This is a genomic window from Pseudomonas sp. ES4 (assembly GCF_050586665.1).
GTDB classification, from domain to species: Bacteria; Pseudomonadota; Gammaproteobacteria; order Pseudomonadales; family Pseudomonadaceae; genus Aquipseudomonas; species Aquipseudomonas frederiksbergensis.
In genome coordinates, this window is the sequence record NZ_JBOBDO010000048.1 from 1 (window position 1) to 11,922 (window position 11,922).

Consider the following 11,922-nt stretch of genomic DNA (forward strand, 5'->3'; position numbering starts at 1 on the left):
CTGTACAGCACACATCCTCAAGTAGCAACCTTAAAAGCTCATGATTTTTCAATCAAATCAATTACTTACGACTAAAAGCAACATCAAGCTGCTCGTTAGCGGGAGGCGAATAATACAGGATTAAATTACTCGGTCAACCCCCACCCAAATTTTTTATCAAATAGCTCGAGGCGTCGTCATGACAACATCCAAGGCATGGCGCCAGCGTTCAGGCATCCTCCCTATCCAGATCCAGAACAACCATTCAAGAGCATCTAAATAGAACAGCACCGCTCCCCGACAACCGCAATTGGTCAGAGCGAACTCATCTGCGCATTCATACCCCTACTTGATATGACTGAACGATCATGAAAAAGCCCCGCCAGATATTAATCTGCGCGGGGCTTTTTATGTTCAAGCAATCCGTGCGCCCTTTTCCTGCCCCAATCAGGGTCTAGCGGAAGGGATCATGAATGCCTGGAGACTTTCAATTATTGGTGTCCCAGGGCAGGTTCGAACTGCCAACCTTCCCCTTAGGAGGGGGATGCTCTATCCAATTGAGCTACTGAGACACAGATCGACCAGCACGGCGTGATGGACGGCGTGCATGTTAACGGGCAAGCCTGCTTTTGTCATGTCGTCCATTGGGCTTTTTAAGTGTAGGCAGGCGCCTTCCAAGAACGTGGCTTTATTTACCGTGCAAATTGCATCACTGCTAAAGGCCATCATTGCAAAATGCAATGCATCGGCCCTGGAGAAATTCTTTAAATCCTTGTTTTTAAAGAATTTAATTACCATTAGACTGTTGGCATGCGGGCTGCTTTAACCGTTCCTAGAAGAACAATGGAGGCCCGCCTCATGAACAGCACCCTTTTACTCTCGAACGCAATCGCTCTGGCGATTCTGCTGGGCTTTCATTTTGCCCCCGAAAGCGGTGGCGAGCCGGTTGCTCAACGCATACCTCATTACCTTCAGGTGCAAAGAACACCTCAATTGGCGGCAATGAGCGATCAGCGCAGCTTTATTAGCCAAGACGTGCGCCAGGAAGACATTCTGCTACCGGCTAAATCTTCAGAACGTTTGGTATTTTGAATCACCCCATCGGGAGCATCGCATGTCCAAATCAGCCGCAGGTTTTTTCATCCTCGCCTTACTGAGCGGCATTCTTCATCTGTCAGTGGTCCAGGATACAGTCGTCACCCTGCCTCTGATCGCCTGCGGCGTGTTCGGCGCCCTGTTTGTACTGGCGCTGATTGCCGGGCGCAAAATCAAGTTCGATCCGGTACTGCGTTGACCCTCAACAGGTCCAGCAGATTAACAACTGTAGTGGACAACTTACCTGAATTGTCGAGTCGATGGATCTGCGTGTAACCGATTGAATCCTCTGCCGCAAATAACCCATTGCGATGCAGCCTCGCTTCAATTTCAGCAAAACTTTCGCGACCACGGCGCAGCAGACGCTCTCGCAAGACTTCATCCTTGACCGTCAAAAGAATCGGCAATAGCGTTGGATACCGATGCAGCGCCTCAATCAAATGGCCGCGCGAACCGTTGACCAAGACATTCCGACCACCATTGAGCCATTGATCTATTTCAATCGGAACACCGTACTCCAGGCCATTGGCGCTCCAGCACAATGCGAATTCGCCCTCGACCCGGCGTTTCTCGAACTCTTCCCGGGAAACGCCAATTGCATCCTCGCCAACTGATTCGGCCGACCGCGTGATGACCCGACGGACCACTTCACAACTGAGCATCTGCAACGGCTTTCGAGCGGCTTCGATAAGGCTGTCCTTGCCGGACCCAGACGGTCCCATCAAGTAAATCAGCCTGCCATCCATCTTGAAATCACCTCCCACTGCATGTCTTCCCCTAGTAAATCGGCCAATTGCCACTATCCTGTACAAGTAAGGAACACTGATCGAATCTGCACAGCATGCACCTTCAGGCATCTCAGAACATCACCTGTCGGGCAAGAGGAGGCGGTCAGTAATACGGACCACGGCAATCATTTCAAACCAGTCCGCATTTCTGATGATTGGTGCTGGCATAAAGCCTTTATCCAGTTCAATATTTGTCACAGAATTGACGCCAACGAACTGGCTACTTTGAGGCATGATGCGAGCCTCTATCAATTCAGGTTGAACATTTGGCCAGAGCGCTTGTCCTAAGAGACATCCTGCGGCCAATCCCGAGAACCGCTCCCCTGAACTAACCGGTTAAATATATGCGCCCATTGAAACAGGCAATTTATTCCAGCCGTACGGCTGACAAGTTCGTCGTACGTCTGCCAGACGGAATGCGTGAACGCATTGCCGAGGTGGCTCGCAATCATCATCGCAGCATGAACTCCGAAATCATCGCGCGCCTCGAACAGAGCCTTATTCAGGAAGGCGCGCTGGGCGAAGAATTGAGCATGCGCCTGGACAGCCCGGAGCTGTCACTGCACGAACGCGAACTGCTGCAACGCTTCCGTCAACTCTCCCACCGTCAGCAGAACGCCCTTGTTTCGCTGATTGCGCATGATGCCGAAATGGCCGCAGACGCTTCCTGATCTCACCCGAAAGTTCAAGCCAGCTTAATCGCTGGCTTTTTTTTGCCTGAAATTCGAGCGTAAAAAAACCCGCCGATTGATTGGCAGGTTTTTTATGTTCGATAAATCAGAGCAGGAAGATCGTCGCCAACCCGAGAAAGATGAAGAACCCGCCACTGTCCGTCATGGCAGTGATCATCACACTGGCACCCATCGCAGGATCGCGCCCAAGCCGCGCCAGGGTCATGGGAATCAAAACTCCCATCAACGCCGCAAGCAACAGGTTAAGCGTCATGGCAGCTGTCATCACCACCCCCAGTGACCAACTGCCATACAGCAGATAGGCGACGACACCGATCACACCACCCCAGACCAGGCCATTGATCAGACCTACCGCCAATTCCTTGCGCATCAGACGCGAAGTATTACCGGTGCTGACCTGATCCAGCGCCATCGCCCGAACGATCATGGTGATCGTCTGGTTACCCGAGTTGCCACCGATACCCGCCACGATCGGCATCAGTGCCGCCAACGCCACCAACTTCTCGATGGAGCCTTCGAAAAGGCCGATCACCCGGGATGCGATGAATGCGGTGATCAGGTTAACTGCCAGCCAGGCCCAACGGTTACGCAGGGATTTCCAGACTGACGCAAAAATATCTTCCTCTTCGCGCAGACCCGCCATGTTGAGAACTTCGTTTTCGCTCTCTTCACGAATCAGGTCGACCATTTCATCGATGGTCAGACGGCCGATCAGCTTGCCGTTCTTGTCGACTACAGGCGCCGAGATCAAGTCGTAACGCTCGAACGCCTGAGCAGCGTCATAGGCGTCTTCGTCCGGGTGAAAACTCACCGGGTCACTGGCCATGACTTCAGAGACCTGCTTTTCCGGGTCGTTGACCAGCAAGCGCTTGATCGGCAATACGCCCTTGAGCACGCCGTCGTAATCGACCACAAACAGTTTGTCGGTGTGACCAGGCAACTCCTTGAGGCGCCGCAGGTAACGCAAAACTACTTCGAGGCTGACATCCTCACGGATCGTCACCATCTCGAAGTCCATCAATGCACCGACCTGCTCCTCGTCGTAAGACAACGCAGAGCGGACGCGCTCACGCTGCTGACCATCGAGGGTTTCCATCAGTTCGTGGACGACGTCTCGCGGCAGCTCGGAGGCCAGGTCAGCAAGTTCGTCGGCGTCCATGTCCTTGGCCGCAGCCAGGAGCTCGTGATCGTCCATGTCGGCGATCAGCGTTTCACGAACCGAATCGGATACTTCAAGCAGAATGTCGCCGTCGCGATCGGCCTTGACCAATTGCCAGAGCGTCAGACGATCGTCCAGCGGCAAGGCTTCAAGGATGTAGGCGACGTCGGCGGAGTGCAGATCATCGAGCTTGCGCTGCAACTCGACGAGGTTTTGCCGGTGAACCAGGTTCTCGACCCGGTCGTGATGCGGACCTTCCTGGCGGTGAGTCAGGTCTTCGACTACCCGCTGACGCTGCAGCAGCTCAACAACTTGAGCGAGGCGGTCCTGCAAGCTTTCCTGCGTTTTCTTTACTTCAACTTCAGACATAGGCGAACTCCACTCCCAGCAGCGGGGCACGCCGGAAGGATCAATCAGTCAATTCATGATTGGAAAAACGGGTTACTGAGTAACTACTGGGTAAGTCCATGGAGGTATTCCACAAGCCCCGGCGGGGCTGACGGGCGCAATGATACACCGCCCGACGGTTTTAAACGTTAAAAAATCGCGGCTGAAACAAGCGCTTGCAAGACAATCCTGAGCACCGCCCTGATCCATGAAACTGCGACGACTCATCCCGAAAAGAAAACACACCACAGCTGAAAAATGTAACGACTACTCTGGGGATTGGACCGTCATGGAGGACGTTTAATGCCATCGAATGCACATTACTTCTTATTGATCACCCTGCTCTGCCCTTCACCTTGGGCGCTTGCGACGACCGTTCACCGCTGCGAGGCTGCTGATGGGCGCATCACCTTCACCACGCTGAGCTGTACGTCCGGAGACAGCCTTTCGCTTCAGGACGTGCGCCCCTTCACACCGGGCAGCACAACCGCTCTCATGCCGGAAGCCGGAAGTCGCGAAACATCAGGTATGAAAATCAAAAGGAGAGATCCGACCGTCGTCGGCAAGATCGAGGACAAATGTGGAAACCTTATCAGTGCCAAGGAACGCCGCGAAGCGATCATCAATCAGCGGATTGTCGCCGGCATGAGCCAGCAGGATGTCGAGAGCGCCCTCGGCAAGCCAGACAAGATCAGTATTCGCAATTCAGCCACGAGCTACCGTTACGACACCCAGCGAGGTCGTAGCGCCCACATCGAGTTCGATGAGAGAGGATGCACCAAAGGAAAAGCCAAATCCCAGACGGCAAAAAGCCCGCGTTAAACGCGGGCTTTTTGGTGTTTGGTGCACTCGACAGGATTCGAACCTGTGACCGCTCGGTTCGTAGCCGAGTACTCTATCCAGCTGAGCTACGAGTGCATTTGTGTTTTTATACCAGATCACAACTGGTTGAAGCCAAGTCATTCACATTACTGCAGATGACTCTTAAATGGTGCACTCGACAGGATTCGAACCTGTGACCGCTCGGTTCGTAGCCGAGTACTCTATCCAGCTGAGCTACGAGTGCATTTGTTGCCGCGCATTATAGGCCGTCTAATCTCTATGTCAAACACTTTTTCTAGTAATTTCAAACACTTACCGAAGAAGCCAGATTACAACGTACTACGCAAATAATGGCGGAGAACGGGGGATTCGAACCCCCGACACCCTTTTGAGGTGTACTCCCTTAGCAGGGGAGCGCCTTCGGCCACTCGGCCAGCTCTCCGCAACACGGGGCGTATATTAACCAGCTTCTTCCCCGTTTGCAAACATAAAAAACGATAAAAATTAATGGCTTGGTTCTTCGTCCTTCTCTTTCTTTATACGCAGGTAAATTTCCTCACGGTGGACCGCAACCTCTTTCGGGGCGTTGACACCGATACGCACTTGATTTCCTTTGACGCCGAGCACGGTCACGGTGATTTCGCCATCACCAATAATCAGGCTTTCTGCGCACCGACGAGTCAGAATCAGCATACCTTTCTCCTCACGCATTTCATTTCAGGGACAACAGTCTGCAAAAAAAAGGCACTCGACCTACAACCGGAGCGATCGCAGCCCTACATGCCTGAGTATTGACCAGCGCGAGCAAAAGAACAGCCTCGGGTCGCGCCATTCAAAAAAACAAAGGGCGCGGTCAGACCGCGCCCTTCGGTTAACGCATCACTCGCCCTGTCGGGCCGGTGCGTCCAGTTCGAAAGCCGTGTGCAGCGCGCGCACAGCCAGTTCCAGGTACTTCTCTTCGATCACTACGGAGACTTTGATCTCCGAAGTAGAGATCATCTGGATGTTGATGCTTTCCTTGGCCAGGGATTCAAACATGCGGCTGGCCACGCCTGCGTGGGAGCGCATGCCAACACCGACGATCGACACCTTGGCAATCTTGATGTCGCCGACGACTTCACGGGCACCGATCTCGCGAGCAGTGTTTTCCAGCACGGTTTGGGCCGCCTGGAAGTCATTGCGATGCACGGTGAAGGTGAAATCGGTGGTGTTATCGTGCGCAACGTTCTGCACGATCATGTCGACTTCGATGTTCGCGGCGCTGATCGGGCCGAGAATCTTGAATGCAACGCCCGGGGTGTCTGGCACGCCACGGATGGTCAGCTTGGCTTCATCGCGGTTGAAAGCGATGCCGGAAATGATCGGCTGTTCCATGGTTTCCTCTTCATCAATAGTAATGAGGGTGCCCGGACCCTCCTTGAAGCTGTGCAGTACGCGCAGCGGAACGTTGTACTTGCCGGCGAATTCCACCGCGCGGATCTGCAACACCTTGGAACCGAGGCTGGCCATTTCCAGCATCTCTTCGAAGGTAATCTTGTCCAGGCGCTGAGCCACGGACACCACACGCGGGTCGGTGGTGTAGACGCCGTCGACATCGGTGTAGATCTGGCATTCATCAGCCTTCAGGGCTGCTGCCAGCGCCACGCCGGTGGTGTCGGAACCGCCACGACCAAGAGTGGTGATGTTGCCGTGCTCGTCGACGCCCTGGAAACCGGCGACAACGACCACACGACCAGCCTTCAGGTCGCCACGAATCTTCTGGTCATCAATCTGCAAGATACGCGCTTTATTGTGCGCACTGTCCGTCAGAATCCGCACCTGGTTACCGGTGTAGGACACCGCTGGCACGCCGCGCTTGATCAGCGCCATGGCCAACAGTGCAATCGTCACCTGCTCACCGGTGGAGACGATCACATCCAGCTCACGAGGAACCGGCTGGCCATCGCCACTGATTTGCTTGGCCAGATCGATCAGACGGTTGGTTTCGCCGCTCATTGCAGACAGCACAATCACCAGGTCATCGCCGGCTTCGCGGAATTTCTTAACCTTGTCGGCGACCTGCTCGATTCTCTCGACAGTGCCGACCGAGGTGCCTCCAAATTTCTGTACGATCAAAGCCATTTCAAAGCCGCCTCTGCCCATGAAGGGCGCCCAAATAATCACTCAAACAGCGTTTCGGCCCGCCACTAGACTGCGGGCCGGACATACTGCCTTATAAACCCTGCTCTACAAATGGAACAGTCAGGGCCAATGCCGCATCCAGTGCGCCAGCGTCAGTACCACCACCTTGCGCCATGTCTGGACGACCACCGCCCTTCCCGCCCACTGCCGCAGCGGCTTGCTTCATCAAATCACCGGCTTTGAGTTGGCCAGTCAGGTCTTTGGTTACGCCTGCAACCAGAACGACCTTTTCCTCATGGACACTGCCGAGCAGGATCACTGCGCGGCCGAGTTTGTTTTTCAGTTGATCGACCAGCGCCAGCAGCGCCTTGCCGTCCTGACCGTCCAGACGCACGGCCAGCACTTTCACGCCTTTGACATCCAGGGCAGAGGCCGACAGATCGTCGCCCGCCGCGCTGGCAGCCTTGGCCTGCAACTGCTCGAGTTGCTTCTCCAGCAGACGGTTGCGCTCCAGCACAGCCGACAGCTTGTCGATCAGGTTGTCGCGGCTACCCTTGACCAGGTTGGCCGCTTCCTTGAGTTGTTCTTCAGCCGCGTTCAAGTATGCCAGCGCCGCGGCGCCAGTGACCGCTTCGATACGACGTACGCCGGAGGCCACACCGCCTTCGCTGATAATCTTCAACAGGCCGATGTCGCCAGTCCGGTTGGCGTGGATACCGCCACACAGCTCGACGGAGAAATCACCGCCCATGCTCAGTACGCGCACGCTGTCGCCGTATTTTTCGCCGAACAGCGCCATGGCGCCCTTCTGCTTGGCGGTTTCGATATCGGTTTCTTCGGTTTCAACTTCGGAGTTCTTGCGAATCTCGGCGTTGACGATGTCTTCCAGCGCCTTCAACTGCTCAGGCTTGATGGCTTCGAAGTGGCTGAAGTCAAAGCGCAGGCGCTGACTGTCGACCAACGAGCCTTTCTGCTGAACGTGATCGCCCAGCACCTGACGCAATGCTGCGTGCAGCAAGTGAGTGGCGGAGTGGTTCAGCGAAGTTGCGTGACGCACGTCGGCATCGACATGAGTTTCCACCGGAGCGCCAACGATCAGGCTGCCCGAATCCAGCACACCGTGGTGCAGGAACGCACCGCCAGTCTTGGTGGTGTCGCGCACGTCGAAACGCGCAGCGCCAGCCTGAAGGAAGCCGCAATCACCAATCTGACCACCAGATTCGGCATAGAACGGGGTCTGATTGAGAACGACCACACCCTCTTCGCCTTCGCTCAGCACGTCAACCGATTGCCCGTCTTTATAGAGAGCAACGATTTTCGCGGAACCGCTGTGAGCGGTGTAACCGGTGAACTCAGTGGCCACATCAACCTTGACCAGGCTGTTGTAATCCATGCCAAAGGAGCTGGCGGAACGGGCACGGACGCGCTGGGCTTCCATTTCGCGCTCGAAGCCTTCTTCGTCGATGGTCAGGTTGCGTTCGCGAGCGATGTCGCCGGTCAGGTCCATCGGGAAACCGTAGGTGTCGTAGAGTTTGAACACTACGTCGCCCGGTACCACGTCACCTTTGAGATCAGCCAGATCCTGCTCGAGGATTTTCAGGCCCTGCTCCAGGGTCTTGGCGAATTGCTCTTCTTCGGCTTTCAGGACGCGCTCGATATGCGCCTGTTGGGATTTCAGCTCTGGGAACGCTTCGCCCATCTCGGCGACCAGGGCCGCAACGATCTGATAGAAGAAGCTGCCCTTGGCGCCCAGTTTGTTGCCGTGACGGCAGGCGCGACGAATGATCCGGCGCAGCACGTAGCCGCGGCCTTCGTTGGACGGCAGCACACCATCGGCAATCAGGAAACCGCACGAGCGAATGTGGTCGGCGACGACTTTCAGGGACGCCTGATTGTCGTTGGTGCAACCGATGGCCTTGGCCGATGCGATCAGCAAGCTCTGGAACAGGTCGATTTCATAGTTCGAGTGAACGTGCTGCAGCACGGCACTGATCCGCTCCAGGCCCATGCCGGTGTCCACCGACGGCGCTGGTAACGGGTGCAACACGCCATCGGCGGTGCGGTTGAACTGCATGAACACGTTGTTCCAGATTTCGATGTAACGGTCGCCGTCTTCTTCCGGCGAGCCCGGTGGGCCACCCCAGATGTCGGCGCCGTGATCGTAGAAAATCTCGGTGCAAGGACCGCATGGGCCGGTATCGCCCATGGTCCAGAAGTTGTCGGACGCGTAAGGCGCGCCTTTGTTGTCGCCGATACGAACCATGCGCTCGGCCGGAACGCCGATTTCCTTGGTCCAGATGTCGTAGGCCTCGTCATCGCTGGCATAGACGGTGACCCAGAGCTTTTCTTTGGGCAGGTTCAGCCATTTTTCGGAGGTCAGGAAGTTCCAGGCGTAGGTGATCGCGTCGCGCTTGAAGTAATCACCGAAGCTGAAGTTACCCAGCATTTCGAAGAAGGTGTGGTGACGGGCGGTATAACCGACGTTTTCCAGGTCGTTGTGCTTGCCGCCGGCGCGCACGCATTTCTGGCTGCTGACCGCGCGGGTGTACGCGCGCTTTTCCTGGCCCAGGAAGCAGTCCTTGAACTGGTTCATCCCCGCGTTAGTGAACAGCAGGGTTGGGTCGTTGCCCGGAATCAAAGAGCTGGAGGCTACACGGGTGTGGCCTTGCTCTTCGAAGAAGCGAAGGAAGGCTTCACGGATTTCTGCGCTTTTCATTAGGTTCTTCCACGGAGGCTGCGGCCAAAGGCCTGTGCGAAACGTCAACAGACGAAGCGACGGCAAAGGGCCGCATTATATCGGCCCTGCGCGCGGGGTACAGCGTGTTTATACGATAGAAATGGTCAATTGGACCGCTAACGCTATCAGTTGCGCGAAAACTCGACGAATGTCGCGACGACCTGCTCGATTTGAGCGCTACTGACGTCCATGTGCGTGACCATGCGCAAACGTCCGGCAGCGCTCAGCCTGATCCCGCGTTCGGCGGCAAACGCCTTGATGGCCTCGGCCTTGTTGCCCATCTGCACGTAAACCATGTTGGTCTGCACCGGCTCGACCTCGTAACCCGCCGCTCGTAAGCCTTCAGCCAGCAACTGCGCATTGGCGTGGTCATCAGCCAGACGCTGAACATTGTTATCCAGCGCGTACAAACCTGCCGCCGCCAGTATCCCGGCCTGACGCATGCCGCCGCCGACCATCTTGCGCAGGCGTCGCGCCTTGGCGATCAATTCGACCGAGCCGCACAGCACCGAACCGACCGGCGCGCCCAGGCCTTTGGACAGGCAGACCGAGACCGAATCGAAGTGCTGGGTAATTTCCCGGGCATCGACACCCAATTTGACCGCCGCGTTGTACAGCCGCGCGCCGTCCAGGTGCAGTTGCAACCCATGCTCGCGAGTAAAGCTTCGAGCCCGCGCCAGATACTCCAACGGCAAAACCTTGCCCTGCATGGTGTTTTCCAGCGCCAGCAAACGGGTGCGGGCGAAGTGGAAGTCGTCCGGTTTGATCGCGGCCGCTACCTGGGCCAGGTCCAGCGAGCCGTCGGCCTGCACTTCCAGCGGTTGCGGCTGAATCGAACCGAGTACGGCCGCGCCGCCACCTTCGTATTTATAGGTGTGTGCCTGCTGACCGACGATGTACTCGTCACCGCGTTCGCAGTGGGCCATCAAGCCCAGCAGATTGCTCATGGTGCCGGTCGGAACGAACAGCGCCGCAGCAAAACCCAACTGGCTCGCAAGCTCGGCTTCCAGTCGATTGACCGTCGGATCTTCACCGTAAACGTCGTCACCGGTGGCCGCGCTGGCCATCGCGTCGAGCATCCCGGCGGACGGTTGGGTGACGGTGTCGCTGCGAAGATCGATAACACTCATGAATCTGGCCTCGGTAAGCAGGGGAAAATCCCTTTCAAGTAGGAGTTACTGTGGTCATGCCGACGAATAATCAACCCTTGGGTAGGAATAGGCTTCCTGAACCGACGGAAAAGTCGATAGCAATCATCAGATAGCAGCAATGCACAGGTGAGAAATATGTGTTAAAAACGCTTTGCCGCCAAACAATCTGGCGGCAAAACGTTCTCAGGGCGGGGTGCAACTCCCCACCGGCGGTAATTGCGCGCAATGCGCATAGCCCGCGAGCGCTTGGCGACAGGCATGGCAATGGCTGTGATGGCGGCAAGGTCAGCAGACCCGGTGTGATCCCGGGGCCGACGGTCATAGTCCGGATGAAGAGAGAACGGGATTGGCGCCGCCTAGGCTCTATACCAAAGCGCCGTCCGCAGGCAGTTGTGCCTGCGTGCCATTAAATCCCATTCGATTCATATGCCCTGTTTTTTACATAAACAGGAGTCAGAACATGCAACCCACCGCAATCGATAGCAAAAGCAAAAACCATCAGGGCGAGCGCGTTGCGTTCATCCAGGCCTGCTGGCACAAAGAAATCGTCGATCAGAGCCGTAAGGGCTTTGTGGCCGAAATGATTGCTCAGGGTTATCAGGAATCGGAGATCGATTTCTTCGAAGTCGGCGGCGCCTTTGAAATTCCGCTGCACGCCAAGCTGCTGGCAAAATCCGGTCGTTATGCCGGCATCGTCGCCGCGGGTCTGGTCGTTGACGGCGGCATCTATCGCCACGAATTCGTCGCCCAGTCGGTGATCAGCGGCTTGATGCAAGTTCAGCTGGAAACCGAAGTGCCGGTGTTCTCCGTAGTTTTGACCCCGCACCACTTCCATGCCGGCGAAGAACATCAGAAGTTTTTCTTCGAGCATTTCGTGCACAAAGGCCAGGAAGCGGCCAAGACATGCGCGGATACGCTGCACAAGATGCGCGCGTTGCGTCGTAGCGAGCCGCGTGCGGTAGCAGTGTAAACACCGATAAACCTGTGGGAG

At 56.0% G+C, this 11,922-nt stretch carries 12 protein-coding genes, 4 tRNA genes and 1 riboswitch; of the genes, 5 read left to right on the forward strand and 11 right to left on the reverse strand.

From position 1 onward, the window contains the following. Positions 1 to 474: 474 nt before the first annotated feature. Positions 475 to 551 (reverse strand) — tRNA-Arg (locus ACQ4OB_RS27655). Between the two features lie 286 nt (positions 552 to 837). Between ACQ4OB_RS27655 and ACQ4OB_RS27660 the strand changes: the two genes are divergently transcribed. Further along, a complete protein-coding gene (locus tag ACQ4OB_RS27660; protein WP_074879198.1) occupies positions 838 to 1,071 on the forward strand; it encodes a hypothetical protein in 234 nt (77 codons plus the stop codon). Between the two features lie 22 nt (positions 1,072 to 1,093). Beyond that, positions 1,094 to 1,273 carry a PA3371 family protein gene (locus ACQ4OB_RS27665; RefSeq protein ID WP_074879199.1) on the forward strand — a complete coding sequence of 60 codons (180 nt, stop codon included), beginning with the start codon at positions 1,094 to 1,096 and terminating at the stop codon, positions 1,271 to 1,273. On the opposite strand, the gene phnN is transcribed toward ACQ4OB_RS27665, so the two are convergent. Next, positions 1,248 to 1,820, reverse strand: a complete 573-nt coding sequence (phnN, locus tag ACQ4OB_RS27670) for a phosphonate metabolism protein/1,5-bisphosphokinase (PRPP-forming) PhnN (protein WP_074879201.1) — start codon at positions 1,818 to 1,820, stop codon at positions 1,248 to 1,250. The two genes, ACQ4OB_RS27665 and phnN, sit on opposite strands and share 26 nt — an antisense overlap. A gap of 120 nt (positions 1,821 to 1,940) precedes the next feature. Further along, on the reverse strand, positions 1,941 to 2,096 hold the full coding sequence (locus ACQ4OB_RS27675) for a hypothetical protein (protein ID WP_162842865.1): 156 nt from the start codon (positions 2,094 to 2,096) through the stop codon (positions 1,941 to 1,943). A gap of 110 nt (positions 2,097 to 2,206) precedes the next feature. Between ACQ4OB_RS27675 and ACQ4OB_RS27680 the strand changes: the two genes are divergently transcribed. Beyond that, on the forward strand, positions 2,207 to 2,533 hold the full coding sequence (locus ACQ4OB_RS27680) for an Arc family DNA-binding protein (RefSeq protein WP_003178899.1): 327 nt from the start codon (positions 2,207 to 2,209) through the stop codon (positions 2,531 to 2,533). A gap of 106 nt (positions 2,534 to 2,639) precedes the next feature. Here ACQ4OB_RS27680 and mgtE read toward each other — a convergent pair whose 3' ends face one another. Next, on the reverse strand, positions 2,640 to 4,082 hold the full coding sequence (mgtE, locus tag ACQ4OB_RS27685) for a magnesium transporter (protein ID WP_010457218.1): 1,443 nt from the start codon (positions 4,080 to 4,082) through the stop codon (positions 2,640 to 2,642). A gap of 321 nt (positions 4,083 to 4,403) precedes the next feature. Here mgtE and ACQ4OB_RS27690 point away from each other — a divergent pair, with 321 nt between their 5' ends. After that, positions 4,404 to 4,922, forward strand: a complete 519-nt coding sequence (locus ACQ4OB_RS27690; protein ID WP_074879203.1) for a cell envelope protein SmpA — start codon at positions 4,404 to 4,406, stop codon at positions 4,920 to 4,922. A 19-nt stretch (positions 4,923 to 4,941) separates the two neighbouring features. Here ACQ4OB_RS27690 and ACQ4OB_RS27695 read toward each other — a convergent pair. The 7 genes from ACQ4OB_RS27695 to ltaE all read right to left on the reverse strand — a co-directional run bounded on the left by ACQ4OB_RS27695 (position 4,942) and on the right by ltaE (position 10,910). Next, positions 4,942 to 5,018: transfer RNA gene (locus ACQ4OB_RS27695), tRNA-Arg, on the reverse strand. 71 nt (positions 5,019 to 5,089) lie between these two features. After that, positions 5,090 to 5,166, reverse strand: a tRNA-Arg gene (locus tag ACQ4OB_RS27700). 107 nt (positions 5,167 to 5,273) lie between these two features. Further along, a tRNA-Ser gene (locus ACQ4OB_RS27705) sits at positions 5,274 to 5,364 on the reverse strand. A gap of 62 nt (positions 5,365 to 5,426) precedes the next feature. Further along, on the reverse strand, positions 5,427 to 5,615 hold the full coding sequence (gene csrA / locus ACQ4OB_RS27710) for a carbon storage regulator CsrA (protein WP_002554426.1): 189 nt from the start codon (positions 5,613 to 5,615) through the stop codon (positions 5,427 to 5,429). A gap of 186 nt (positions 5,616 to 5,801) precedes the next feature. Then, the gene (locus ACQ4OB_RS27715) at positions 5,802 to 7,043 is read right to left on the reverse strand and encodes an aspartate kinase (RefSeq protein WP_074879205.1); all 1,242 of its coding nucleotides are present in this window, start codon (positions 7,041 to 7,043) and stop codon (positions 5,802 to 5,804) included. 91 nt (positions 7,044 to 7,134) lie between these two features. Beyond that, positions 7,135 to 9,759 (reverse strand): alanine--tRNA ligase, encoded by a 2,625-nt coding sequence (alaS, locus tag ACQ4OB_RS27720; RefSeq protein WP_074879207.1) that lies wholly within the window; start codon positions 9,757 to 9,759, stop codon positions 7,135 to 7,137. A gap of 146 nt (positions 9,760 to 9,905) precedes the next feature. Continuing rightward, entirely contained in the window at positions 9,906 to 10,910 is a 1,005-nt protein-coding gene (ltaE, locus tag ACQ4OB_RS27725; protein ID WP_430956859.1) for a low-specificity L-threonine aldolase, read from the reverse strand. 196 nt (positions 10,911 to 11,106) lie between these two features. Beyond that, a riboswitch (FMN riboswitch) is annotated at positions 11,107 to 11,277 on the forward strand. Positions 11,278 to 11,391: 114 nt separating this feature from the next. On the opposite strand from ltaE, the gene ACQ4OB_RS27730 reads away from it, so the two are divergent. Beyond that, positions 11,392 to 11,901, forward strand: coding sequence for a 6,7-dimethyl-8-ribityllumazine synthase (locus ACQ4OB_RS27730; RefSeq protein WP_007943897.1), 510 nt, complete (start codon positions 11,392 to 11,394; stop codon positions 11,899 to 11,901). The last annotated feature ends 21 nt before the right edge of the window (positions 11,902 to 11,922 follow it).